22 protein-coding genes and 2 tRNA genes are annotated in these 24,306 nt (G+C 73.2%); 14 read left to right on the forward strand and 10 right to left on the reverse strand.

Annotated elements, in window-relative coordinates; translation table 11 throughout:
* The first annotated feature begins 50 nt into the window (after nucleotides 1-50).
* Nucleotides 51-123 (forward strand) — tRNA-Arg (locus AC0B61_RS05470).
* A 113-nt stretch (nucleotides 124-236) separates the two neighbouring features.
* Here the strand turns inward: AC0B61_RS05470 and AC0B61_RS05475 are convergent.
* Both AC0B61_RS05475 and AC0B61_RS05480 read right to left on the reverse strand, forming a co-directional pair.
* A complete protein-coding gene (locus AC0B61_RS05475) occupies nucleotides 237-1,115 on the reverse strand; it encodes a carbon-nitrogen hydrolase family protein (RefSeq protein WP_471739289.1) in 879 nt (292 codons plus the stop codon).
* Nucleotides 1,116-1,157: 42 nt separating this feature from the next.
* Nucleotides 1,158-2,069 carry a phosphatase PAP2 family protein gene (locus AC0B61_RS05480; protein ID WP_471739290.1) on the reverse strand — a complete coding sequence of 304 codons (912 nt, stop codon included), beginning with the start codon at nucleotides 2,067-2,069 and terminating at the stop codon, nucleotides 1,158-1,160.
* A 426-nt stretch (nucleotides 2,070-2,495) separates the two neighbouring features.
* On the opposite strand from AC0B61_RS05480, the gene AC0B61_RS05485 reads away from it, so the two are divergent.
* Nucleotides 2,496-3,467: a sigma-70 family RNA polymerase sigma factor gene (locus AC0B61_RS05485; protein WP_471739291.1), complete on the forward strand. Its 972-nt coding sequence runs from the start codon at nucleotides 2,496-2,498 to the stop codon at nucleotides 3,465-3,467.
* Nucleotides 3,468-3,597: 130 nt separating this feature from the next.
* Nucleotides 3,598-3,870: a hypothetical protein gene (locus tag AC0B61_RS05490; protein WP_471739292.1), complete on the forward strand. Its 273-nt coding sequence runs from the start codon at nucleotides 3,598-3,600 to the stop codon at nucleotides 3,868-3,870.
* A gap of 36 nt (nucleotides 3,871-3,906) precedes the next feature.
* Here the strand turns inward: AC0B61_RS05490 and mscL are convergent, their stop codons facing one another.
* The 5 genes from mscL to AC0B61_RS05515 form a co-directional block, all read right to left on the reverse strand.
* A complete protein-coding gene (mscL, locus tag AC0B61_RS05495; RefSeq protein WP_471739293.1) occupies nucleotides 3,907-4,326 on the reverse strand; it encodes a large conductance mechanosensitive channel protein MscL in 420 nt (139 codons plus the stop codon).
* Between the two features lie 30 nt (nucleotides 4,327-4,356).
* Complete coding sequence (locus tag AC0B61_RS05500) at nucleotides 4,357-4,629, reverse strand: hypothetical protein (RefSeq protein ID WP_471739294.1); 273 nt, start codon at nucleotides 4,627-4,629, stop codon at nucleotides 4,357-4,359.
* Nucleotides 4,630-4,900: 271 nt separating this feature from the next.
* The gene (locus tag AC0B61_RS05505) at nucleotides 4,901-5,218 is read right to left on the reverse strand and encodes an FmdB family zinc ribbon protein (protein ID WP_471739295.1); all 318 of its coding nucleotides are present in this window, start codon (nucleotides 5,216-5,218) and stop codon (nucleotides 4,901-4,903) included.
* Between the two features lie 145 nt (nucleotides 5,219-5,363).
* Entirely contained in the window at nucleotides 5,364-6,785 is a 1,422-nt protein-coding gene (locus tag AC0B61_RS05510) for an MFS transporter (protein ID WP_471739296.1), read from the reverse strand.
* A gap of 297 nt (nucleotides 6,786-7,082) precedes the next feature.
* The gene (locus tag AC0B61_RS05515; protein WP_471739297.1) at nucleotides 7,083-8,567 is read right to left on the reverse strand and encodes a potassium/proton antiporter; all 1,485 of its coding nucleotides are present in this window, start codon (nucleotides 8,565-8,567) and stop codon (nucleotides 7,083-7,085) included.
* Nucleotides 8,568-8,807: 240 nt separating this feature from the next.
* Between AC0B61_RS05515 and AC0B61_RS05520 the strand changes: the two genes are divergently transcribed.
* The gene (locus AC0B61_RS05520) at nucleotides 8,808-11,525 is read left to right on the forward strand and encodes a penicillin acylase family protein (protein ID WP_471739298.1); all 2,718 of its coding nucleotides are present in this window, start codon (nucleotides 8,808-8,810) and stop codon (nucleotides 11,523-11,525) included.
* 75 nt (nucleotides 11,526-11,600) lie between these two features.
* On the opposite strand, the gene AC0B61_RS05525 is transcribed toward AC0B61_RS05520, so the two are convergent.
* Nucleotides 11,601-12,185: a 5-formyltetrahydrofolate cyclo-ligase gene (locus tag AC0B61_RS05525; protein ID WP_471739299.1), complete on the reverse strand. Its 585-nt coding sequence runs from the start codon at nucleotides 12,183-12,185 to the stop codon at nucleotides 11,601-11,603.
* A 62-nt stretch (nucleotides 12,186-12,247) separates the two neighbouring features.
* Between AC0B61_RS05525 and AC0B61_RS05530 the strand changes: the two genes are divergently transcribed.
* From AC0B61_RS05530 to AC0B61_RS05575, 10 genes are all read left to right on the forward strand, one after another.
* Nucleotides 12,248-13,159, forward strand: a complete 912-nt coding sequence (locus tag AC0B61_RS05530; RefSeq protein ID WP_471739300.1) for a GGDEF domain-containing protein — start codon at nucleotides 12,248-12,250, stop codon at nucleotides 13,157-13,159.
* 51 nt (nucleotides 13,160-13,210) lie between these two features.
* Nucleotides 13,211-14,131: a UTP--glucose-1-phosphate uridylyltransferase GalU gene (galU, locus tag AC0B61_RS05535; protein ID WP_471739301.1), complete on the forward strand. Its 921-nt coding sequence runs from the start codon at nucleotides 13,211-13,213 to the stop codon at nucleotides 14,129-14,131.
* A gap of 47 nt (nucleotides 14,132-14,178) precedes the next feature.
* Nucleotides 14,179-15,540: a molybdotransferase-like divisome protein Glp gene (glp, locus tag AC0B61_RS05540; RefSeq protein WP_471739302.1), complete on the forward strand. Its 1,362-nt coding sequence runs from the start codon at nucleotides 14,179-14,181 to the stop codon at nucleotides 15,538-15,540.
* Between the two features lie 186 nt (nucleotides 15,541-15,726).
* Nucleotides 15,727-16,167, forward strand: a complete 441-nt coding sequence (gene moaC / locus AC0B61_RS05545; RefSeq protein WP_471739386.1) for a cyclic pyranopterin monophosphate synthase MoaC — start codon at nucleotides 15,727-15,729, stop codon at nucleotides 16,165-16,167.
* Nucleotides 16,164-16,697, forward strand: a complete 534-nt coding sequence (locus AC0B61_RS05550; RefSeq protein WP_471739303.1) for a MogA/MoaB family molybdenum cofactor biosynthesis protein — start codon at nucleotides 16,164-16,166, stop codon at nucleotides 16,695-16,697. The genes moaC and AC0B61_RS05550 overlap by 4 nt, the downstream gene beginning before the upstream one ends.
* Entirely contained in the window at nucleotides 16,694-17,320 is a 627-nt protein-coding gene (locus tag AC0B61_RS05555; protein ID WP_471739387.1) for a GNAT family N-acetyltransferase, read from the forward strand. Before AC0B61_RS05550 ends, AC0B61_RS05555 begins: the two co-directional genes overlap by 4 nt.
* Before the next feature lie 150 nt (nucleotides 17,321-17,470).
* On the forward strand, nucleotides 17,471-18,475 hold the full coding sequence (gene sepX, locus AC0B61_RS05560; RefSeq protein ID WP_471739304.1) for a divisome protein SepX/GlpR: 1,005 nt from the start codon (nucleotides 17,471-17,473) through the stop codon (nucleotides 18,473-18,475).
* Nucleotides 18,476-18,575: 100 nt separating this feature from the next.
* Nucleotides 18,576-18,649: transfer RNA gene (locus AC0B61_RS05565), tRNA-Ala, on the forward strand.
* Between the two features lie 232 nt (nucleotides 18,650-18,881).
* On the forward strand, nucleotides 18,882-20,192 hold the full coding sequence (locus tag AC0B61_RS05570) for a glycosyltransferase 87 family protein (protein WP_471739305.1): 1,311 nt from the start codon (nucleotides 18,882-18,884) through the stop codon (nucleotides 20,190-20,192).
* A 90-nt stretch (nucleotides 20,193-20,282) separates the two neighbouring features.
* Nucleotides 20,283-21,905: a DUF2079 domain-containing protein gene (locus AC0B61_RS05575; protein WP_471739306.1), complete on the forward strand. Its 1,623-nt coding sequence runs from the start codon at nucleotides 20,283-20,285 to the stop codon at nucleotides 21,903-21,905.
* 74 nt (nucleotides 21,906-21,979) lie between these two features.
* On the opposite strand, the gene AC0B61_RS05580 is transcribed toward AC0B61_RS05575, so the two are convergent.
* Nucleotides 21,980-22,870, reverse strand: a complete 891-nt coding sequence (locus AC0B61_RS05580) for a peptidase (protein WP_471739307.1) — start codon at nucleotides 22,868-22,870, stop codon at nucleotides 21,980-21,982.
* A gap of 2 nt (nucleotides 22,871-22,872) precedes the next feature.
* Nucleotides 22,873-24,213 (reverse strand): VWA domain-containing protein, encoded by a 1,341-nt coding sequence (locus AC0B61_RS05585; RefSeq protein WP_471739308.1) that lies wholly within the window; start codon nucleotides 24,211-24,213, stop codon nucleotides 22,873-22,875.
* Between the last annotated feature and the right edge of the window lie 93 nt (nucleotides 24,214-24,306).

Here is a 24,306-nt window from a genome sequence, read left to right on the forward strand (position 1 = left end):
ACCACCCTCGATCCGGTACGCTGTGATCGGCCTCGCCGCAGCCGGGCCACGCCTCAGTAGCTCAGGGGATAGAGCACGGCTCTCCTAAAGCCGGTGTCGCAGGTTCGAATCCTGCCTGGGGCACACCACGAGCACGCAGGTCGCAGGCCCCCCGCCCACTCCGGGTCGGGGGGCCTGCCCCTTTTCCGCCCTGCTTTCCGCCCCACCCGCCGCTCGGCGGCTGGGCGGCGGCACGGTCAGGCGAGCGTGACGCGGGTGCGCTGCCCGACCGGGCGGGTGCCGGCGAGGGCGAGGTCGGCGAGCAGGGTCTCGGTCTCGCGGGCGGTGCGCAGGACGGCCGGGTCGAGGTCGACCACGACGAGTTCGCGCAGGTCCTCGCTCGCCGCGGCGATCAGGTGGCCGTCCGGGCCCCAGACCGCGCTGCCGCCGCAGGTGTGCCAGCCGCCGGTGTGGCCGATGTGGTTGGCGAGCACCGTGTAGAGGGTGTTGTCGAGCGCGCGGGCGGGGAACCAGGTGCGGGCCTCGTGGGAGCCGTGGCCCCGGCTGAACAGCGCGCCGACCAGGTAGGCGTGGCAGCCGTCGAGAGCGGCGGCGCGGGCGTGCTCGGGGAAGCCGGAGTCGTAGCAGACGCCGAGGCCGAGCCGCCAGCCGTCCAGTTCCACGGTGCAACCGGCCGTTCCGGGGCGGTAGTAGTCGCGTTCGGTCTTGAACAGGAACTGCTTGTCGTAGCGGGCGACGAAGCTGCCGTCCGGGCCGAGGACGAGGGCGGAGACCCGCAGGTCGGCGCCGTCCTGCACGGCGGCGCCGACGACGGCGGCGGTGCCGGTCTCCCGGCAGGCGTCGGCGATCGGCGCGAGGCGCGGATCGCCGGTCCGGACGGCGTACTTGAGCGGGTCGGTGCGGATCAGCTCGGGCTCGTAGCCGGAGAGGAACTTCTCGGCGAACAGCACCAGGCGGGCACCGGCCCGCGCGGCCTCGCGGATCAGCCCGGCGGCCTGCGCGACGTTGGCGGGTATGTCGCCGGGCACGGCCTGGGCCTGGACGGTGGCGATGCGCAGCGGCTGCGCGGGGTATCCGGCAGGGGCGGCGGACGCGGGAGCGGAGTCGGTGGACATGGCCGTCACGCTAGCGGACGGCCTCGATCCGGTGACATGGCCTCAGCCGACGGCCCGGTCCGGCCGATCGGCAGCGCCGCCCGTCGCGCCGCCCTCCGAAGCGCCGCCCCCCGAAGCGTCGCCGCCCGCAGTGCCGTCACCCGTCGCGCTGCCCGGAGCGCCGCCCTCCGGGGCGTCGTCGTCCAGCGGGTCGGCGGTGCGGGGCGGCTGCACCGAGGGCACGATGACCCGCTGGACCCTGGGCCTGGTGCGCCAGTTGACCCGCCGGACGTCGCGGGCCAGCGCGCCGGGACGCCACAGCTCGATCACGGCGGTGACGGTGCCGAGCACGACCCCGGCGGCCAGCCAGCCGGCCAGCACGTCGCTGGGCCAGTGCACTCCGAGGGCGATCCGGGTCCAGCCGATGGCGAGGACGGTCGCCGCCGCCACCGCGCAGGCGGCGGTCCGGCCGCGGCGGTGGACCCGGTACCAGAGCAGGCCGACCAGCACGGCGCAGGTGATCGCCGAGGTCATCGCGTGCCCGGAAGGGAAGGCCGGGCCGCCGGCGTGCGAGACCGGGTCGGTGAAGGCGGGCCGCCGCCGGTCGAAGGCCAGCTTCAGCGCCCACTGGGCGCCCCAGCCGACCAGGGCCTGGGTGGCCACCCAGCCGGCCAGTACCCGTGCGCCGATCAACCAGAGCCAGGCGGCTGCGATGCCGAGGAGCGTACGCATTGTGACGGTGCCGCCGATGTCGGAGAGCGTCTGCACGGCGGCGGTCCAGATCCGGTGTTCCCGGGCGTAGGTGTGCAGTTCGCTGATCCACTCCTGGTCGAAGCGCTCCAGCGGACGCCAGTGGCTGGTCACCAGAGCCGCCAGAGCGCCGAACAGGGTGGCACAGCCCACCGCGAGCGCGGCGTCCCGAAGGAGACTGCGGTGACGCGCAGTGACGGAGGTCGTGCCGTTGGTCAGGTGCATGGCTGACACCTTCCCAGTGTCCCGGGCCGTTGAGGAGCTGGGGCGATAGCGATTTGGCATCGTTTGTAGGGAGGTCCTGCGTGCGCCGGGGCGCGGGCGCGGGCGGAGGGCGGGGGTGCGCGGGAACGCCCGCGGTCGTTCACCGGTTCAACGGGTGGACGGCGCCGGCGTGTGGGTCGAGTGAAGGAATCCCTCCCCGAGTGGTCGAGCCCGGGCGCGGAACGTGTCCAACTGCTCACCGAGCGTCCAAAGTCGGCGCGAAAACCGGCAGGATACTGCATCGCCGGGAAGAATCGGAGTGACTTGGGAATGTTGTCCGGATTCTGTGCGTTGGATCGTTACGTGTGAGCCCGACGGGGCCCGCACTTCTTGCCCTCATGGCGGGCAGGCAGGCAGACCTCGGCAATCTCAGCAAAGGGAGCAAGCATGGCCACCCGTGCCGTCGTTCGTGACAGGGCCGACCGGACTCGCGCGGCCCGCCCGACCAACCTCGAGGCCGACCGCGACCTGGTCGGCATGTACCTCGACGAGATCGCCAGGACACCCCTGCTCGATGCCGCCGAGGAGGTCGAGCTCTCCCTGCGGATCGAGGCCGGCGTGTACGCCCAGCACCTGCTGGAGGAGGGCGAACTCCCCAGCGGCGTCACGCGCGAGGAGCTGGAGACGATAGCCGCGGACGCGGAGCGCGCCAAGGACGTCTTCATCCGCTCCAACCTCCGCCTCGTGGTCGCGGTCGCCCGCCGCTACCCGCGCAGCGGCCTCCCGCTGCTGGACCTCATCCAGGAGGGCAACGCGGGCCTGGTGCGCGCCGTCGAGAAGTTCGACTACGCCAAGGGCTTCAAGTTCTCCACGTACGCGACGTGGTGGATCCGGCAGGCGATCACCCGGTCCATCGCCGACCAGTCCCGCACCATCCGGCTGCCCGTGCACCTGGTGGAGGAGCTGGGCCGGATCCGGCGGGTGCAGCGCGAGAAGTCCAAGGAGCTGGGCCGCGAGGCCGAGCCGGCCGAGATCGCGGCCGAGTTGGACACCACCGAGGCCCGGATCAAGGACGTGCTGGACTGGGCCCGCGACCCGGTCAGCCTCAACATGGCGGTGGACGACGAGGGCGAGACCCAGTTCGGCGACCTGGTCGAGGACACCGGGGCGACGTCCCCCGAGGACGCCGTGATGGTGATGCTCCGCCGCGAGGAACTGGACGGCCTGATCGGGCGGTTGGACGACCGCACGGCCTCGATCATCCGCTCCCGCTACGGGATGGAGGACGGCCGCGAGCGCACCCTCACCGAGGTGGGCAAGCAGCACGGCCTCACCCGCGAGCGGATCCGGCAGATCGAGAAGCACGCGCTGGCCGAGCTGAAGAAGATCGCCGACCACGCCGGCTTCGAGGCCGCCTGACGGGCCGCCCCTGCCGGTGGAACGGGTCGAGCCCTCACCCGGGCCCTGGTGCGGAGTGTTCCGCAGCGGGGCCCGAGGCGTGCCACGGGGCTCTTAGGCTGGAGGGACAGGACGAGGCGAGCGATGGGTCGTGGACACGGTGAGCGAGCAGGAACAGGAACAGCCGACGGCGCAGGGGCCGGCGCAGGGGGAGCGCCAAAAGCAGGAGCAGGGCCAGGCAGAGGCACCGGACCAGGGCCCGGGGAAGGACGCCGCGGTCAAGGCCCGGCTGGTCTTCCGCGACCCGCTGGACGAGCCGTCCCGGGACGACACCGACGCCGGCTGGGGTGACCGGCCCGGGGCGGGCGGTGGGCGGGGGCTGGACTGGTATCTGAGCCAGCGCCCGCCGCACCACGGGGGCTGAGACGACGGAGAGGGGTAGGGAAAGAAGCGGGGCTGGTCAGCGCATCGGCGAGACCAGCGCGTCGCGGATCTCGGTCAGCAGTTGGACCTCCTTGGCCTCGGCCTCCGCCGCCACCTCGGCGTTGGACTTGCGGCGGGCCGCCAACCTGTTCATGGGCACGATCAGAACGAAGTAGACGACCGCCGCGGTGATCAGGAACTGCAGGGCGGCACTGAGCACCGATCCCCACAGGATGAGGATCCCGGACGAGACCTCGCCGGCCGGGCCCACCTCGCACGGCCCCTTGAGGCAGGAGCTGTAGGAGCCCAGGTCCTTCGTCCCGAAGACGCCGACGATCGGGTTGATCACGCCCTTGACGAAGGCGTTGACGATGTTGGTGAATGCCGCGCCGATGACGACGGCGACGGCGAGTTCGACGACATTTCCACGCAGCAGGAATTCCTTGAAGCCCTTCATGCCGCCTCGAACGACGAAGTCGTCGCCCGGTTACGGGTGATCTTCGGCGGCTCCGGATTGACAACCCGTCCGGCCCAGCGGGCCTCCGTCGGGCGGCGGCAGCCCGGCCCGTGCGGGCCCGAGCGCGAGCGCCGCGGCCACCGCGAGCAGGACCAGCGCGGGCACCCCGGCCCGCCGCCGGACCGCGCTGCGCCAGCGGTGCCACCCGCCGCACCCGCGCCGGATCGGCGGGAAGCTCGGCACCTCCTGCCGTGGCGGCACGGTCGGCGCGGGCAGCGGGACGGAGAAGCTCACGGTCGTCATGGACGAACCTCCGGATCGGTCGGTCGGCCGACCCCGGTTGGCCCGGCCGACCCCCACGATGAGCGCTCCCGCCGGCCTCGGAAAGGCACTTTCCCCAGCCTGTGGAAAACCCTGCCCTGTGGACAACTTCGTGCACTCGCGCGAGTGAGAGAGCCCCGCCGGAGGTGACGGAACGGCCAGAGAAGCAGAAAGGCCCGCCGCCCCGCGTGCAAGCGGGGCCGACGGGCCTTTCCGAGGTCTGCTGGGCGTCCGGTCGAATCCGGCGCCCGAGTCAGCTCGCGGCCGGAGCCGGGCTGGACGGGGTCGAGGACCCGGTGCCCGACGCGGCGGGCGAGGAGGTCGAGGTGGACGACGTCGAGGAGGTCGACGTCGACGTGGACGACGATCCGGAGCCCACCGAGCTGGTGGAGGACGAGCGGCTGTCGGTCCGGTAGAAACCCGAACCCTTGAACACGACACCCACGGCCGAGAAGACCTTGCGGAGCCGTCCCTGGCAGTCGGGGCACGTGGTCAGCGCCTCGTCGGTGAACTTCTGCACCGCCTCCAGGCCGTTGCCGCACTCGGTGCACTGGTACTGGTACGTGGGCACTTGTCTTCCTCCTGGCACTCTCGCCTGATGAGTGCTAACGATGGTCAATGATGCGGCATTCCGCTGGATCAGTCCAGCGACTCAGGTGTGAGATCGGCCCCGCCCGGGCGGACCGGGTCGCCCCGGCCGTGCGGCGGAGTCGCGCTCAGCCCTTGGCCGCGCCCACCAGCTGCCCGGCGCCCCCGCGCTCCGCCGAGCCGGAAGCAGGCCCGGAAGCAGTACCGGAAACGGTGCCCGAAGCGGTGCCGGAAGCGGGCCCGGCGGCCGAGCCGGCGGCGATCCGGTCGGTCCCAGCCGCCGGTGCGACCAGCAGGTGCCGCAGCGAGAACAGCACGACCAACCCGAGGCCGGCGCCGACCAGCGGCACCAGGAACCCGGCCGAGGGCCCCTGCCCGTCGATCAGCTTCCCCGCGGCCATCGAGCCGACCGCCAGTCCGAGCCCGATGGCGCCGGTCAGCCAGGTGAAGGCTTCCGTCTTGGCGCCGTCCGCGACCAGCGTCTCGACCAGGGTGTAGCCGCTGATCAGGGTCGGCGCGATGGCCAGGCCGCAGACCAGTCCGGCGACGGTGAGCGCGACCAGGCTCGGCATCGCCCACAGCGTGGAGCAGCCCAGCACCAGCAGCGTGTAGCTCATCAGCATCCGCTGCTGGACGGCCCGCCGCCAGGCGATCACGCCGTACAGCACGCCGGCCAGCATCGAGCCGCCCGCGAAGATCCCGTACACGGTGCCGCCGGCGGCGTGCTGCCCGACCGAGTCGGCGAAGGCGTTCACCGACACCTGCATCCCGCCGAACACCGCGCCGACGCCGAGGAAGGTCCCGGCGAGCAGGCGGACGCCGGGGGAGGCGAGCGCCGAGGCGCGCTTGGCGCCGGGCTGGGGCACGATCCGGGCGGGGGCGGTGCGCCGCTGGGCGGCGAAGGCCAGGCCGCCGACGAGGGTCAGCGCGGCCTCGGCGACCAGGGCGGCGGCCGGGTTGGCGAGGGCGGCGATGCCGGAGGCCAGGATCGGGCCGATCACGAAGGTGAACTCGTCCGTCACGGACTCGAAGGCGAAAGCGGTGCTCACCCGGGCCGCCGAGGCGTCGGACGGGCCGTCGGCGGTGAACCGGGCCACCCAGCGGGCCCGGACCATCGCGCCGATCTGCGGCACGCTGGCGCCGGCCGGGACGGCGGCGAGGAACAGGCTCCAGGCCGGCGCGTGGCCGAGCGCCAGGGCGATCAGTACGCCGACCGAGGCGCCGTGCACCAGGACGGCCGGGACGAGCACCGCGGCCTGCCCGTAGCGGTCGGCGAGCCGCCCGGTCTGCGGCCCGATCAGGGCCTGCGCGACGGCGGCGACGGCGGTGACGGTACCGGCGGTGCCGTACGAGCCGTGGGTCTGGGTGACGAGCAGCAGGATGCCCATGCTGAGCATCGCGTACGGCAGTCGTGCGACGAGGGCGGGGGACAGGAAGGTCCAGGCCCCGGGGGTGCGCAGCAGTTCGCCGTACCCGACGCGGGCGGGGGTCCGGGCTGCGGTGGTGTCCGCGATGTCCGCGGAGGTATCGACCGTTCGGCGGGCCGTCACGGTCGGTCCTTCCTGCTGCCTGGTAGCGCGGCAGGGCATGGGGTGGCCCCGACGGCGCCGAGAGTCGTCCTCTCGCGCGTCGACCGGGGTAGATACCGGGTCGGCCCGGTGTGATTCCCGGGGGCCGGACCGCGGCCGCCGAGCGGTCGCGCCAACTCTGCGTCAGGCAGATGCTGGGGTGGTCTAGCGGTGGTTATACGGCGTAGTCGAACCAGCATACAGTTACGCGCGTAGATTCCGCCAGCCACCCCGTCTGGCCGTCCCCGGACCGAGCCCAGGCCAGGACCGAGTCCGGGCTCACCGCCCGTGCAGCCACCCGGCGAGCTTGCCGCCCTTGTCGACGGCCCGCAGCCGGCGCTCCGCCGCGTCGCCGACCTCGTCCGTGGTGACCACGAGCAGCTCGTCCCCGCCGCGCAGCACCGTCGCCTTGTCCGGCACGAAGGAGTTGCCCTCGCGCACGACCAGGGTGACCGCCGCGCCCTTGGGCAGCCGGAGCTCGCCGACCTCCACGCCGGACATCCGGGAGGCGGGGGAGAGCGCGACCGACAGCAGGTGCCCGTGCAGCTTCTCCAGCGGGGCGGACTCGATGCCGAGGTCCTGGCCCATCGCGCCCTCGCCGATCCGCAGCCGCTTGGCCACCCACGGCAGGGTCGGTCCCTGGAGCAGGGTGAAGGTGACGACCAGGATGAAGACGATGTTGAAGACGTCCGCGGCCTGGTGCGCGCCCGACACCACCGGGATGGTGGCGAGCACGATGGGCACCGCGCCGCGCAGGCCGGCCCAGCTCAGCAGCGCCTGCTCGCGCGGGGGCACCTTGAACGGGGTCAGCGAGGCCACCACCGACAGCGGCCGGGCCAGGAAGACCAGCACGCCGCCGATCACCAGCGCGGGCACCACCGCGGAACCCATGGTCGCGGGCGTGCAGAGCAGTCCGAGCAGCACGAACATGCCGATCTGCCCGATCCACGCCAGTCCGTCCGCGAAGCCGCGGACGGCGGGGCCGTGCGGCAGCTTGGAGTTCCCGAGGATCACCGCGCTGATGTAGACGGCGAGGAAGCCGGAGCCGTGCAGCAGCGCGCCGCCCGCGTAGGCGAGCACGGTGAGCGCCATCACGGCGATCGGGTAGAGGCCCGAGGAGGGCAGTGCGACGTGCTTGATCCCGAAGGCGCCGAGCTTGCCGACGGCGAAGCCGACCGCGGCGCCGATCGCCAGTTCGGCGAGGATGGTGCCGATCAGGACGTACCAGGGGTCCAGTTCGCCGGTGGTGGCGAAGGCGACGACCAGGATGACGACGGGCGCGTCGTTGAAGCCGGACTCGGCTTCCAGCAGTCCGGTGAGCCGGTGGGGCAGCGGGACCATCCGCAGCACCGAGAAGACGGCGGCCGCGTCGGTCGAGGAGACTATGGCGCCGAGCAGCAGTGAGGTCCGCCAGTCCAGGCCGACCAGCCAGTGGGCGCCGGCCGCGGTGGCGAACACGCTGACCCCGACGCCGACGGTGGCGAGCACGGTGGCGGCCGGCACCACCGGTCTGATCTCGCGCCAGCTCGTCTTGAGGCCGCCCTCGGCCAGGATCACCACGAGTGCCGCGTAGCCGATCACCTGGGTCAGCTCGGCGTTGTTGAAGGAGACCCCGATGCCGTTCTGGCCCAGCGCCACGCCGATCCCCAGGTAGATCAGCAGGCTGGGCAGCCCTGATCGGGTGGAGATCCGGACGGCGACCACCGCGAAGAGCAGGATCACGGAGGCTTCGAGCAGGAGCTGGTTCAGATGGGCGACGTTCACGCAGGGGCACCTCGGGCAGGCATGGGCGGGCGGGGTGTCTGGTGGTGCTGTGGTGTCGACCCGTCAAGAAGGCGTCAATGCTCCTCTTGCGGATCGTTACTCAGTCTAACATTTTGCCATATCTTTAGCTTGGTCCCCCGTTCACGGTGCCCGCCGGACTCGGCCTAATGTGGTGCCCTGTCATGGCCGCAGGCCCTGGACACGCCCGCCCGCCCCGAAGTCAGGACCGCAAGGACCCAGATGCCCCGCTCGAAGAAGTTCCGGCGCGCCCGTCTGTTCGTGATCGTGCTGGTCGTGCTGCTGGTGGCCGGCGTCGGCTACGGCGGCTACCGCGGGGTCTCCGCGGTCCGCGCCTCCTTCCCGGAGGTCGACGGCAGCGTCAAGGTGGCGGGCCTGAGCGCGCCGGTCGACGTGAAGCGGGACGCCAACGGCATCCCGCAGCTGTACGCCGACACCCCCGAGGACCTGTTCCGCGCCCAGGGCTACGTCCAGGCGCAGGACCGTTTCTGGGAGATGGACGTCCGCCGGCACATCACCGCCGGCCGGCTCTCCGAGATGTTCGGCGACGGCCAGGTCGACACCGACACCTTCATCCGCACCATGGGCTGGCGGCAGGTGGCGCAGAAGGAGTACGACACCAAGCTGACGCCGGAGACCAAGAAGTACCTGCAGTCCTACGCGGACGGCGTGAACGCCTGGCTCGCCGAGCACCCCGGCGGCGAGAAGGCCTCGCTGGAGTACGCGCTGCTCGGCGCCGTCAACAGCGGCTACCAGCCCGAGCAGTGGAGCCCCGTCGACTCGGTGGCCTGGCTCAAGGCGATGGCCTGGAACCTCTCCGGGAACCTCCAGGAGGAGATCGACCGCTCGCTGCTGGCCCAGGACTTCAGCCCGGACAAGATCGCCGAGCTGTACCCGGACTACCCGTACAGCCGCAACGGCACCATCGTGAAGACCGGCACCGTCAGCGGCGACACCTACCGCCCCGCCGACGGCTCCCCGCAGTCCGGCCCGGGCAACGGCACCGCCACCGCCCAGGGCGCGGCCACCACCAAGGCGCTGCTGCAGGGCCTCACCGACCGCATCGACGGCATGCCGCAGCTGCTCGGCCGTCCCGGACAGGGCATCGGGTCCAACTCGTGGGCGGTGGCGGGCACCCACACCACGACCGGCAAGCCGCTGCTGGCCAACGACCCGCACCTCGGCCCCGGCCTGCCCTCGGTCTGGTACCAGATGGGCCTGCACTGCCGGACCGCCTCCCCGGCCTGCCAGTTCGACGTCTCCGGCTTCACCTTCGCGGGCATGCCCGGCGTGGTGATCGGCCACAACAAGGACGTCGCCTGGGGCTTCACCAACCTCGGCGCCGACGTCACCGACCTCTTCCTGGAGAAGGTCACCGGCCCGGACACCTACCAGGTGGACGGCAAGGACGTGAAGTTCGACCTGCGCAAGGAGACCATCAAGGTCTCCGGCGGCCAGGACCGCACCATCACCGTGCGCACCACCCAGACCGGCGCCCCGCTCATCTCCGACCAGAGCAGCGAGCAGCAGAACGTCGGCAAGCACGCGCCCAACGGCACCTCCGCGCCGGACCGCGGCACCGGCGGCTACGGCGTCGCCCTGCAGTGGACGGCCCTGAGCCCCGGCAAGACCATGGACGCCGTCTTCGAGCTGGACAAGGCCAGGAACTGGGACGAGTTCCGGGCCGCCGCGAAGGACTTCTCCGTCCCCGCGCAGAACCTGATCTACGCCGACGCCAAGCACATCGGCTACCAGGCCCCGGGCACCATCCCGGTCCGCGGCAAGGGCGACGGCACCTACCCCGCCCTGGGCTGGGACTCCGCGTACCAGTGGAAGGACCCGATCCCCTTCAACGCCCTGCCGTGGAGCCTCGACCCGTCCGCCGGCTACATCGTCACCGCCAACCAGGCCGTGGTCGACCCGAGCTACAAGTACAGCCTCACCAAGGACTGGGAGTACGGCACCCGGGCCAAGGAGATCACCGACCAGATCGAGGGCCTGCTCAAGAACAACGGCAAGATCTCGCCGGACGACATGCAGACCCTGCAGCTGGACAACACCAGCATCATGGCCAAGACGCTGGTCCCGCTGCTGCTCAAGCAGCAGATCGACGACCCCTACGTGCGCCAGGCCCAGGACCTGCTCAAGGACTGGAACTACCACCAGGACGCCGACTCCGCCGCCGCCGCCTACTACAACGGCGTCTGGCGCCAGCTGCTCACCCTCGCCTTCGGCCAGAAGTTCCCGGCCGACCTGCGGGCCAAGGACAACTGCCTGCTGGTCCGCCAGCAGGACGACCCGACCAAGCCCGACAGCACCACCAAGATCGTCACCGAGTGCGGCACCCGCGACCCGGGCAAGGCCCAGCCGGACGGCGGCGACCGCTGGACCGAGGTGGTGCGCCAGCAGCTCGACAAGCCCGACAGCTCCTGGTGGACGTACATCGACTCCCAGCACACCGTCCAGAAGGGCCTGGACAACCTCCTCAAGGAGGCGATGAAGAACGCCCGCCAGGAACTGACCTCGCTGCTCAGCAAGGACATCTCCACCTGGAGCTGGGGCCGGCTGCACAAGCTGGAACTGCGCGAGCAGACCCTGGGCACCGACGACTCCTCGATCGCCTCCGGCGTGCTCCACAAGCTGCTCAACCGCGGCCCGTACCGTCTCTCCGGCGGCTCCGCGGCCGTCGACGCGGCCGGCTGGAACGCGGCGGCCGGCTACGGGGTGGACTGGATCCCGTCGATGCGCATGGTGGTCGACCTCAACGACCTCGACTCCTCGCGCTGGGTCAACGTCGGCGGCGCCTCCGGGCACGCCTTCCACGACAACTACAACGACCAGACCGACCTCTGGCTCAAGGGCCGACTGCTGACCTGGGCCTACACTCCGGACGCGGTCGAGAAGGCCACCAAGCACAAGCTGGTGCTCACCACCGGCTGACACCCGCACGACCGGCCGACGGCCCCGCCCCCTTCCCAGGGAGCGGGGCCGTCGCCGTTCACCCGGGGCGGCCGTTCACCCGGGGCGGCCCAGCCGCCGCACCCCCGACGGCGTGACCGCCAGGTCCACCGGCCGGTCGTGCGACTCGGCCGGCACCCGGTCCAGCACCTCGTGCTCGTACAGCAGCACCGCCAGGACCGGCCGCGCGCCCGCCCGCCCCAGCCGGGCCAGCACCCGGTCGTAGCTGCCGCCGCCGCGGCCCAGCCGCGCCCCGCCGCGGTCCACCGCCAGGCCCGGCAGCAGCACCACCGAGGCCTCCGTCACCGCCTCCGGCCCGAGCCGCGGACCGACCGGCTCCCACAGCCCCCGCCCGGCCGGGGCCAGCGCCGCCGGGCCCCCGTACGGCGCCCAGTCCAGGTCGTTGTCCGCCAGCAGTACGGGCAGCAGCACCCGCACCCCGCGGGCCCGCAGCGCGTCCAGCAGCGGCCTCGTCCCCGGCTCGGCCCCCACCGAGACGTACGCGGCCACCGTGGCGCCCGGCCCGGCCAGCTCCCCGGCGTGCCCGGCCAGCGCGAGCGCCGCCTCCGCGCGCCCCGCGGCGGAGAGCGCGCGCCGCTGCGCCAACAGCCGTGTCCTCAGCTCGCTCTTCTCGTTGTGCACCGGATCCTCCACGTCTCCAGACCGTCGACGCGCAGAGCCTGCCACGCGAAAGGGCGCCCCGATTGTCCACCCCGCTGCTGGTCCAGGCCATGGCCGCGCTCAGCGCCCCCGCGCTGGCCGGCGCCGCCGTCCTCGGCCTGCGGGGACGGCGGGACCGGGCCGCGGCCGCCGCCGAGGCCGCGCGGCTGCGCGCCCGGGCCGCCGAACTGGAGGAACGCTGCGGCGAGTTGGAGCGCACCGCCTCCTGCGACCCGCTCACCGGCGTGTGGAACTACCGCCACCTGCAGCTCACCCTGGACCGGGAGATCGAACGGGCCCGCCGCGCCGAGCACGCCGACCAGGCCGACGGCCCCCGCCCGCTCGCGGTGCTGATGCTGGCGATCGCCGGTTTCGACGCGGTCGTCGCCGAGCACGGCCGCGGCCGTGCCGGCGCCATACTGCGCGACCTCGCCCAGCGCCTCGCGATGGAGATCCGCCGGGCCGACACCCTCGGCCGGTACAGCGGCGAGGAGTTCCTGGTGGTGCTGCCCGACACCGGCGCCGAGGGCGCCGCCCAGGTCGCCGAACGGCTGGTCTGGTCCGTCCGCCGGCACCTGCTGCTCGACTGGTCCTCCGGCACGCGCGCGCCCCGCCCGGCCCACGGCAACGGCCTCACCGCCGCCGTCGGCATCGCCGTCCTGCCCGAGGACGGCACCCACGCCGCCGTCCTGCTGCGCGCCGCCGACACGGCGCTCGCCGAGGCCCGGGCGGCCGGCGGCGACTGCTGGCGGACCTCGGCGCCGCACCGCGACCGCCCCGCCGCCGGGCTCCGCGCACCGGTCATTTCCGGTACGGAGCACGGCCCGACTGCCGAGCGTGACCGTTCGGAAAAGCCGGGTAGTCTGTCGCCCTGTGCCGGAGGGGACACCCTCGCCCAGCCGGTCGCTTCCCATACGCCAGCCACTGTGGCCGTGCCCCGCGACGTGCTGTCCTAGCCGTCCCACCGCGCGCGGTCGGGCGAAAACGTGCCTGAGTAAGGTAAACGCATGACGACGACCAACTCCCGAGTTCCGGTAACCAAGGCCGTGGTACCCGCGGCCGGACTGGGCACCCGCTTCCTCCCGGCGACCAAGGCCACCCCGAAGGAGATGCTGCCCGTCGTCGACAAGCCGGCGATCCAGTACGTCGTCGAGGAGGCCTCCTCCGCGGGCCTGTCCGACATACTGATGGTCACCGGCCGTAACAAGCGCGCCCTGGAGGACCACTTCGACCGCGCGTACGAGCTGGAGGAGCTCCTGGCGCGCAAGGGCGACCAGCAGCGCCTGGCCCGGGTCCGGGAGTCCGTCGAACTGGCCAACATGCACTACGTCCGCCAGGGCGACCCCAAGGGCCTCGGCCACGCCGTCTCGGTCGCCGAGCAGCACGTCGCCGGCCAGCCCTTCGCCGTCCTGCTCGGCGACGACCTGATCGACCCGCGCGACCCGCTGCTCTCCCGGATGATCGAGGTGCAGCAGGAGCTCGGCGGCTCGGTCGTCGCCCTCATGGAGGTCGACCCCGCCCAGATCCACCTCTACGGCTGCGCCGCCGTCAAGACGAACGGCTTCGGCGAGGACGTCTTCCAGGTGACCGACCTGGTCGAGAAGCCCGAGCCCGGCGAGGCCCCGTCGAACTACGCCGTCATCGGCCGCTACGTGCTCGACCCGCTGGTCTTCGACGTGCTGCGCGAGACCCCGCCCGGCCGCGGCGGCGAGATCCAGCTCACCGACGCCCTGCGCGAGCTCACCACCCGCGAGCCGGAGGCCGGCGGCCAGGTGCACGGCGTGCTCTTCAAGGGCCGCCGCTACGACACCGGCGACCGCGCCGACTACCTGCGCGCTATCGTCCGACTGGCCGCCGAACGCGATGACCTGGGCCCGGAGTTCCGCTCCTGGCTGCGGGAGTTCGTCGGCTCCGAGATGCAGGACTGACGCAGCGCCGACGCAGGGCTGACGCCACGACAGGGAGCGAGCCGCCGATGACCGGGTCCACCGAGCACAGCACCACGCCAGCAGCCTGCTGCGACGCCGGAACGGACCCGGCACCGGCGGCCCCCCGCCTCTGGACGGTGGACGAGCACCTCGCCGACGTGCTGTCCGGGATCGGCCCGCTGCCCGCGATCGAGCTCCAGCTGCTCGACGCCCAGGGCTGCCGGCTCGACGAGGACGTGGTCGCCGACGGCGACCTGCCGCCCTTCGACAACAGCTCGATGGACGGCTACGCGGTCCGCACCGCCGACACCGAGGGCGCCACCGAGGCGTACCCGTCGGTGCTCTCGGTGGTCGGCGACATCGCGGCCGGCGCGGACGAACTGCCCCGGGTCGGCCCCGGCCAGGCCGCCCGGATCATGACCGGTGCGCCCGTGCCGCCCGGCGCCCGGGCCGTCGCCCCGGTCGAGTGGACCGACGGCGGCACCGGCACCGGAGTGGCCGCCGCCGCGATGACCGCGCCCGTCCCGGACGAGGAGGTCCGCGTCCTGCGCCCGGTCGCCGACGGCGCGCACATCCGCCGCCGCGGCAGCGACGTCGCGGCCGGCGCGAAGGTCCTGTCGGCCGGCACCCGGCTCGGCCCCACCCAGCTCGGCCTGCTCGCCGCGATCGGCCGGGCCACGGTGAAGGTCCGCCCGCGCCCGCGGGTCGTGGTGCTGTCCACCGGCAGCGAGCTGGTCCAGCCCGGCGAGCCGGTTGGGCCCGGGCAGATCGCCGACTCCAACAGCTTCACCCTCACCGCCGCCGCCCAGGAGGCCGGCGCCATCGCCTACCGGGTCGGCGCCGTCCCGGACGAGGCCGACCGGCTGCGCGCCGTCCTGGAGGACCAGCTCGGCCGGGCCGACCTGATCGTCACCAGCGGCGGCGTCAGCGTCGGCGCGTACGACGTGGTCAAGGAGGTCTTCGAGTCCTACGGGGGCGGAGCCCGCGGCGGAGCCGCCAACGTCGAGTTCCGCAAGCTGCGGATGCAGCCCGGCAAGCCGCAGGGCTTCGGCCGGATCGGCGACGGGGCCGGGGTGCCGCTGCTCGCCCTGCCCGGCAACCCGGTGAGCGCCTACATCTCCTTCGAGCTCTTCGTCCGCCCGGTCATCCGCACCATGCTCGGCGCCGCCGACGTGCACCGCCCGGTCGTCCGCGCGCTCTGCCCGGTGGCGCTGCGCTCCCCGGCCGGCCGCCGGCAGTTCCTGCGCGGCCGCTACTCGGCCGCGGACGGCACCGTCGAACCGGTCGGCGGCGCGGAGTCGCACCTGGTCGGCGCGCTGGCCCGGGCCGACTGCCTGATCACCGTCCCCGAGGACGTCACCGAACTGCCCGCCGGCAGCGAGGTGGACGTGGTCCTGCTGGACTCCTGAGCCCGGGCGGGAGCGGGGCAGCACCGACCGGCGGCGCCCGGCCCCCGAGCGTGCCCGGAGGCGGGCGGCGCGGCACAGCGGGGTACGGTAGCGCGGTATTCGACCTGCGCGCCCCTGGAGCCACCCGTGCCGACACCGCCCCCCGGCGACCGCCTCACCCACGTCGACGACCAGGGCGCGGCCCGGATGGTCGACGTCTCCGAGAAGGCCACCACCACGCGCACCGCCGTCGCCGCCGGGCGGGTGAAGGTCTCCCCGACGGTGGTCGAGCTGCTGCGCGGCGAGGGCGTCCCCAAGGGCGACGCCCTCGCCGTGGCCCGGATCGCGGGGATCATGGGCGCCAAGAAGACCCCGGACCTGGTCCCGCTCTGCCACCCCATCGCCGTCTCCGGCGTCAAGGTCGACCTCGCCGTCACGGACGACGCGGTCGAGATCACCGCCACCGTGCGGACCGCCGACCGCACCGGCGTCGAGATGGAGGCGCTGACCGCCGTCGCGGTCGCCGGGCTGACCGTGATCGACATGGTCAAGGCCGTCGACAAGGGCGCCGCCATCGAGTCCGTCCGGGTGCTCAGCAAGACCGGCGGCAAGAGCGGCGACTGGTTCGCGCCGGAGGTGGACGCGTGACGGCGCCGGCCGGGAAGGCCCTGGCCGTGACCGTCTCCAACCGGGCCTCGGCCGGGGTCTACGAGGACCGGGGCGGCCCGCTGCTGGTGGCCGGCCTGACCGCGATGGGCTTCACCGCCGACGGCCCCCGGGTCGTCCCCGACGGCGAGCCGGTGGAGGCCGCCCTGCGCGAGGCCGTGGCGGCCGGCTACGACGTCGTGCTGACCACCGGCGGCACCGGCATCTCGCCGATGGACCTCACCCCCGAGATGACCGCCCGGGTGATCGACCGGCAGATCCCCGGCATCGCCGAAGCCATCCGTGCGTACGGCCGCGAGAAGGTGCCGACCTCGGCGCTCTCCCGCGGGCTCGCCGGGCTCGCCGGACGTACCCTGATCGTCAACCTGCCGGGCTCGACCGGCGGCGTCAAGGACGGCCTGGCCGTCCTGGAGCCGCTGCTCGCCCACGCCGTCGACCAGCTCGGCGGCGGGGACCACCCCCGGCCCGACGCCCCGGCACCCGGGGCTCCAGCATCCGGGAGAGGGCACTGAACGCCGGCTGGCCGGTAGAACTCCACGAGGGGGAGGTCACGCTGCGCCCGATCCGGGTCCGTGACCAGCGCGAGTGGCAGGAGGTGAGCCGCCGCAACCGGGACTGGCTGCGGCGCTGGGAGGCCACCGTGCCGCCCGGCACGGCCGGCCAGGCCGCCGGGCCCCGCCCGACGTACCGGCAGATGGTCCGCTTCCTGCGCGGCGAGGCCTCGGCCGGTCGGATGCTGCCCTTCGTGGTGCTCTACAAGGGGCAGCTGGTGGGCCAGTTGACGGTCGGCGGAATCACCTGGGGCTCGATGTGCTCGGCCAACATCGGGTACTGGGTCGACGAGACGGTGGCCGGCCGGGGCATCATCCCGACCGCCGTGGCACTCGCGGTGAACTACTGCTTCCGCACACTCGGACTCCACCGGATCGAGGTCTGCATCCGCCCCGAGAACGGCCCGAGCCGACGCGTGGTGGAAAAGCTGGGCTTCCGCTCGGAGGGAATCCGCCCGCGTTATCTCCACATCGACGGCGACTGGCGCGACCACCTGGTGTACGCGCTGACCGACGAGGAGGTCCCGGAGGGCATGCTGGCGCGCCGCCGGGCCCTCAGTTCCGGCCGTGAATCGAATAATTGAATACATGTTCGAAAAAAATATCGATATGGCATCGGCGCGATGGCGGACCGTCACAAATGCCGGCAAAATAGTCGGAGAATCAGCTTGATCACACGACACGCCGCGCCAAATTGCTGCCACGCCTTCCCCACCGCCCGTACGGTGTGAATCGTGAGCAGTAGCGGCCTTATCTACGCCGTCATCGTAGGGGCCTGGGCCGCCTATCTGGTGCCGATGTGGCTCCGCAGGCAGGACGAACTCAACGAGGCCCGCCCGACGGAACGCTTCAGCACCGCCATCCGCCTGCTGGCCGGGCGTTCGGCGATGGAGCGGCGGGCAGCCCGGGCCCTGGGCGACGGACCGCGTGACGACGAGCACAGCGACGACGGCCCTCCCGAACGGGACGAGGCCGCCCCAGGCGACCCCGGCGAGCCGGAGCCCGAACCCCCGGCGGAACGCCCGGCCGAGCGGTCGGCGCCCGCGCCACAGGCCGGGGTCGAGCGCCGGGCGCGGCTGCTGGCCCGCCGGCGCCGGATGGTCACCGTCCTCTTCTTCTGCTTCGCGCTCGGCGCGGTGGTCGCCGCGGTCGCCGGACTGGCCTTCCTCTGGGTGCCGGCCGTCCCGGCGACCCTCCTCACCCTGTACATCGGGCACCTGCGCAAGCTGGAGCGCCAGCGCTACGAGGTGAAGCTGGACCGTGTCCGGGCCGCCCAGGCGGCCGAGCGGCTGCGCAAGCGCGAGCAGCAGCGGGCCCAGGCCCCGGCGGCCGGCGACGCCCCGGCCGCGGCCCCCGCGACGGAGCAGCCGGCCCCGGCCGCGCGCGCCGAGGAGCGGACCGGACGCCGCCAGCACCTGCGGCTGGCCGCCGACCCGGAGGAGGCCACCGTCTCGGTGCCCTCCGCCTCCGCGGTCGCCGAGGCGACCGAGCACGAGGAGTGGGTCGACGGCATGCGCGAGCGCGGCGCGGCCGGCCCCGACTCCTGGGAGCCGGTCCCCGTCCCGCTGCCGACCTACGTGACCGCACCGGTCGCCCCCCGGGTCTCCCGCGGGCTCGACCTCACGGCCCCCGGGACCTGGACCGCGGGCCGTCCCGCCGAAGCCCGCAGGACCCCGCTCTTCGACCAGTACGCCGAGTCCCAGGCCCCCGAGAGCCGGCCCCGCGCGGCCAACGAATGACCCGGGCCGCCTCGGGTCGCCCCCGGCCGGCAGTCGTCCGGGGGCGGCCGCGGGGGTGGTCACGGACCCCCTCCGGAAGGTGCTAGAGTTTCTTCTCGTTGGGGCTGTGGCGCAGTCCGGTAGCGCACCTCGTTCGCATCGAGGGGGTCAGGGGTTCGAATCCCCTCAGCTCCACCCAACGGACCGGCTCCGGCCGGTCCACCGAATCCCGCCAGGAGGAAACTCCCGGCGGGATTTCGCGTTTCCTGACACCGGATCGGATCCGGCGCCCGCCGTGGTCGAGGTCACAACACCCTCCAGGGGCGGTTTCTGACGCGGCCGGGGCCTCAGGGGGGTCGGTTATGGTGGGTGGGCCCAGACGCGGACGACGGAACGATCTGGTCTATCTCAACGGGGTGCCATCGCGGTGCGCGAGTTCGGTCTGACACGGTGGGCACGGCAGTCCGGCCCGGACGACCCCGGCGACGGCGCGGCACCCGGAAGACCGAAGTCCTGGAACCTCGCGGCGGCCTGCGCGGCCGCGGTGTCACTGGTGGTGTTCGCCTTCTTCCGGCACGCCCACGGCGCCACCATGGTCGACATGCTGGTCTACCGGGCCGAGGGCGAGGCCGTCGTCCGCGGCGAGGACCTGTACGCGATGCGGCTGCCCGGCTGGGACCTGCCGGCCACCTACCCGCCGTTCGCCGCGATGCTCTTCGTGCCGAGCACCTGGTTCGACGTGAGCACCCTGCGCGTCCTGGTGATGCTCCTCAACTACGCGCTGCTCGCCCTGGCCGTGTACCTGTCGCTCAAGCTGGTCGGATGGGCGAAGCAGCACCGCACCGCCGTGGTCATCCTGGCGACCGGCCTCGGCATCTGGCTGGAGCCGGTCTTCACCACCTTCCAGTACGGCCAGGTCAACCTCGGCATCCTCTGCCTGGTCCTGTGGGACCTGACCCGCTCGGACCGGAACCGGTTCAAGGGCGTGGGCATCGGGCTGGCCACCGCCATCAAGATCACCCCGGGCCTGTTCGCGGTCTACCTGCTCCTGACCGGCCGGATCCGGGCCGCACTGGTCTCCGGCGGCACCTTCCTGGTGGCGGGCCTGATCGGCTGGGCCGCGCTGCCGGACGCCACCTGGGGGTTCTGGACCAAGTACCTCTGGGATCCGAGCCGGGTCGGCGTGACCGTCCTGGTCGACAACCAGTCGCTGCGCGGCGCCGTCTGCCGGCTGCTCGACGTCAACGACCCGGGCCTGGTGGGGCTGGCCGCCTCCGCACTGGTCGGCGCCTTCGGGATCGCGGTGGCCGTCCTGGCCGGGCGCTCCGCGCGGGTGCTGCGCCGGGCCGACGCCTGGGGCGCGGTCTGCACCGCGTTCACCGCGCTGCTGGTCTCGCCGATCAGCTGGACCCACCACTGGGTCTGGTGCATCCCGCTGATCGCCCTGCTGGTGGTCGAGGCCCGGACCAGGGCCCGGCAGGTGCTGCTCGGCGTGACCGTGGCCGTGTTCCTCTCCCACCTCATGTGGGCGGTGCCGCACCGGTGGGGGCGCGGAGTCGTCTGGTACTGGCAGCTGCCCGGCTCGCTCTACCCGCCGCTGGGCGTCGCCGTCCTGGTCGTCCTGGGTGTGCGGCTGTACCGCGCCCGGCGGCAGGCCGTGGACGGGAGCGGCGGCGGGGCGTGGGCGCTGCTGGCCGCCAAGCTCGACCGCGACCCCGAGCTGACGAACCGGAACTGACGGGCCGGACCCCGGCGGACCCGCATCGGACGGACTCGCACCCGACGGACCCACATCGGACGGAACCACACCGGACGGATCAGACCTCACGTGACCACCCAGACCGCACCTCCGGCGCCGCCGGCCGCCGCCGTACCCGCCGCCCGCAAGGTGGCCGCGGCCCTGCTGGTCGGCCCCGGCCGGCGCACCGCGCTGTTCACCGCGCTCTGCTTCGCGGTGATGTGCGCCATCGGCCTGCAGGGCTGGACATCCGTGTCGCTCGGCGGCTTCGACCTCGGCATCTTCGACCAGGGCGTGCGCGGCTACGCCCACTTCGGGCTGCCCGTCTCGACGCTGAAGAGCTACCACCATGAATTCCCGCCCGGCTTCTCGCTGCTGGGCGACCACTTCTCGCCCGTCCTGGCGCTGCTCGCGCCGCTGTACTGGATCTGGGACGACCCGCGCTCGCTGATCATCGGACAGTCACTGCTCTTCGCGGCCGGGGTGCCGCTGATCCGGCGGATCGCCGCACACGGCTTCGCCGCCGCACCGCCGCGCACCGCCCGTCGGGCCGCCGACCTGGCCGCTCTGGTCTACGCCCTCGGCTGGCCGCTGCTGGTCGCCGCCCGGGTCGGATTCCACGAGGTCGCCTTCGCCGTGCCGCTGACCCTGCTCATGCTGGAGCGCGGACTGGCCCGCCGGTACGGCACGGTGGTGCTCGCCGCCGTCCTGCTGTGCTGCACCAAGGAGGACCTCGGCCTGCTGGTCGGCGCGTACGGGCTGGTGCTGCTGCTGCGCACCCGCCGCACCGGGGACCGGGCGGGCCGCTTCACCGGCCTCGGCCTGCTGCTGGGCGGCCCGATCGCCTCGGCGGTGGCCATCACCTGGCTGATCCCGGCGATGGGCGGGGAGCCGGGCTACTACTGGAACTACCAGGCGCTGGGCGCGGACGGCGGCGACGCGCTTCGGCACCTGCTGCACAACCCGTTCCTGCTGGTGCAGACGGCGTTCGACCAGCCGCTCAAGCCGCTGCTGCTGCTCTGGCTGTTCGGCACGACGCTCCTGCTGCCGCTGCGCTCGGCCACCGTACTGTGCGCGCTGCCGCTGCTGGCCGAGCGGATCCTGTCCAGCAACCCCAACCACTGGTCGATCGCCCGGCACTACGACTCGATGCTCTGGCCGATCCTGCTCACCGCCGCCATCGAGGTGCTGGGCCGGATGAGCAGCGCCGAGCGGCCCGCCCCGACCGTCCGGCGGGCGCGCCTGCTGGGGCTCGGCGCGGGCGGCATCGCCCTGGTCGCCGCCGTGCCGATCGGACTGCTGCAGCCGGCCCTGCCGTCCTCCTGGGCGGCCAAGCCCAGCGAGGCCGCGCTGGTGCGGGCCGCCGCGCTGATCCCGGACGGGGCCTCGGTCGAGGCGGACAACCAGATCGCGCCCCGGCTGACCGCCCGGACGGACGTGGTGCTGGTGGACGGCACGCCGCGCGGGCGCGAGTACGTGCTCACCAGGTCGAACAAGCGCTCCTTCCCGTTCGCCGCGGACAAGGAGCAGGCCGCGCGGATCCAGCTGCTGCTGGACCACGGGTACCGGCAGCTCTGGGCCGAGGACGGGGTGGTGCTGCTGCACCGGGAGAGCGGCGAGCCCGTCCCCGGCGAGCACGTGCCGGGGCCGGACAGCAAGCCGGTCCAGGACGTGGTGCCGTCGGACGTGGGGCACGACCTGTTCCGCGGCTGACGGCCGCCGGGACGCGTCACGGCCGAGGGCCGGTCGGAGGAGTCTCCGGCCGGCCCTCGGGGTTGTGCCAGGGGTCAGGGGCGGTCGGCGTACGAGCCGCTCTGGTGGTGGTGCGAACCCTGGGGCGGGACGGCGGCGCCGTGGTGGCCGGGCCGGTGGCCGCGCGGGTGCCGGGTCAGGCGGTAGCCCAGGACGCCCGCCAGCGCGGCCAGGAAGCCGCCGCCGATCGTCCAGTACCAGCGGCTGTTCCAGCCGGAGAACCAGCCGGTGTACCAGTGCTCCTCCTCCGCCACCGGGGCGGCCGCCTTGGCCGTGCTCGCGCCGCCGCCGACCGGCGGGACCAGCGGGGCCTTCAGCTCCCCGCCCTCCGGCTGGGCGTTGTCGGAGTTGCCCTTGGCGGCGACGTGCAGCTGCACGGAGGAGGCCAGGCCCAGGTCCGGCTGCGGGACGTCGGTGACCGACAGCCGTACGTAGTAGGTGCCGGGCAGTGGATCGCCGGACCACGGCTCGGCCCAGGTGCGGACCTCCCGCAGGGTGCAGTCGAGCGCCAGGGTGGCGGTGTTCTGGTCGCCGGTGGCGTTCTGGGTGCCCGCGGTGCACGCCTGGCGGCGGCGCAGCCCGTCGAAGACCTCGACGGACCAGGTCTGCGGGCCGTGCCGGTCGGTCGCGGGCGCCAGGTTGACGGTCAGCCGGACCGTCGGGGTCTGGCCCTCGGACGCGCCGAACGCCCAGTACAGGTAGTCGCCGGTCGAGATGGCGACGTTGGCGTCCTGGCCGGGGGAGAGGTTGACCGCGGTCAGGAACGAGGTGCCGGCCTTGGTGGCCGGGGCCGGGGTGCCGCTCGCACTGGCCGAGGGCGACGGTGCGGCCGAGGCCGCCGAGGCGGCCGGCGCACCCAGCGCCGCCAAGGCGACGGCGGGCAGCAGGGCGAGGGCGGCGAGGGCGCCGCGAATCGTCGTACGCATGGTCAGTTCTCCCGCCAGACGGCGATTCGCCAGCGCGCGATCCAGCCGAACAGCAGGCCGAAGGCCAGGCCGGCCAGGGTGAGGGTGAGCAGCAGGATCCAGCCGCGGCCGAGGCCCATCGCGGCGCCCTCGGGGGCGGGCGAGGAGGAGGCCAGGTCCACGGTCAGCTCCAGCGGCAGGCCGGGGTCGGCCTGTACGCCGGCCTGCGGGGCCAGCGCGTTGCTGACGACCAGGCAGACGGTGGTGTCCGGCTTCTCCTTCGAGGAGTTCGAGGAGTTCGACGAGGAGGTCGGGCTCGCGGTGACGTAGCCCTTGGAGTCGGCGGTGGACCAGCGCAGGCCGGTGGAGATCACGTCGGTGCGGCCGCTGCCGGCGTCGGTGCCGCGGACCAGCTCCTGGCCGGTCGCACTGGTGGCCTGCAGCAGGACGCCGTAGTCCCGGGCCACCGGGCGGTCGAGCCCGACGCTGACCGAGGCTCGCAGCTCCTGGCCGACCTTGACCGGCACCTTGTAGACGCGGTGCTCGGAGAACTTCTCGCGGTCGGTGTAGACGCCCGGGGCGAGGACCGGCGCGCTCTCGCACTTGTCGGTGCCGGCGGTCTTGACCGGGGTCACCGTGTAGGTGTCGTTGGAACGGTCGACCAGCTGCTTCACCTTGTCGGTGAGCTGCTCCTGGGTGCGGACGTCGGTGTAGGTGCCGCCGGTCGCGTTGGCGATGCAGAGCAGCTGCTGGCGGGTCTTGTCGTCGTGGGCCAGACCGAGGGTGTCGACCACCAGGTGGATGCCCTGGGAGGCGAGTTCGCGGGCGACGTCACAGGGGTCGGGCGGGGTGCAGGTGTCCTCGCCGTCGGTGATCAGCACCACGCGGCGGGTGGTCTCGCCCTTGCCGAGGTCCTGCGCGGCACCGCGCAGGGCCAGGCCGATCGGGGTCCAGCCGGTGGGCCGCAGGGTGGCGATGGCGGTCTTGGCCTCGACCTTGTTGGTCTTGCCGACCGGGTAGAGCTGCTTGGTGTCCTGGCAGCCCTGGGTCTTGTCGTTGCCCGGGTAGGTCGCGCCCAGGGTGCGGATGCCGAACTCGGTCTCCGCGGGCAGTGCGTCGATCACCTCGTTCAGCGACTGCTGGGCCACCGAGATGCGGCTCTTGCCCTGGATGTCGGTGGCGGTCATGGAGCCGCTGACGTCCAGGACCAGGTCGACCCGGGGGGCCTCCTTGGGCCCGGCGGCGGCACCGGCTGATGGTTCGTCGGCGTGGGCGGGCAGGCCGAGGAGCAGCGAGGCGCCCGTTATCGCCAGGGCGGCCAGCAGGCTGCCGAGCCTGGTCTGTGGTCGTCGTCCGGTAGTCACCCGGCCGATCCTAGGGATCATCAGTTCGCCATGGCGAAACGAGTCCGGATCGCGCACCGGGCCGCCCCGGCGTGAACTCCGGCGCCTGCGTGC

This window comes from Kitasatospora sp. NPDC023385, from assembly GCF_055664045.1.

Bases quoted from the DNA above. Each gene is read 5' to 3' on its own strand.
- AC0B61_RS05475 (WP_471739289.1), bottom strand. From the start codon at position 1,115: ATGTCCACCGACTCCGCTCCCGCGTCCGCCGCCCCTGCCGGATACCCC.
- AC0B61_RS05480 (WP_471739290.1), bottom strand. From the start codon at position 2,069: ATGCACCTGACCAACGGCACGACCTCCGTCACTGCGCGTCACCGCAGT.
- AC0B61_RS05485 (WP_471739291.1), top strand. From the start codon at position 2,496: ATGGCCACCCGTGCCGTCGTTCGTGACAGGGCCGACCGGACTCGCGCG.
- mscL (WP_471739293.1), bottom strand. From the start codon at position 4,326: ATGAAGGGCTTCAAGGAATTCCTGCTGCGTGGAAATGTCGTCGAACTC.
- AC0B61_RS05500 (WP_471739294.1), bottom strand. From the start codon at position 4,629: ATGACGACCGTGAGCTTCTCCGTCCCGCTGCCCGCGCCGACCGTGCCG.
- AC0B61_RS05520 (WP_471739298.1), top strand. From the start codon at position 8,808: ATGCCCCGCTCGAAGAAGTTCCGGCGCGCCCGTCTGTTCGTGATCGTG.
- galU (WP_471739301.1), top strand. From the start codon at position 13,211: ATGACGACGACCAACTCCCGAGTTCCGGTAACCAAGGCCGTGGTACCC.
- glp (WP_471739302.1), top strand. From the start codon at position 14,179: ATGACCGGGTCCACCGAGCACAGCACCACGCCAGCAGCCTGCTGCGAC.
- moaC (WP_471739386.1), top strand. From the start codon at position 15,727: ATGGTCGACGTCTCCGAGAAGGCCACCACCACGCGCACCGCCGTCGCC.
- AC0B61_RS05580 (WP_471739307.1), bottom strand. From the start codon at position 22,870: ATGCGTACGACGATTCGCGGCGCCCTCGCCGCCCTCGCCCTGCTGCCC.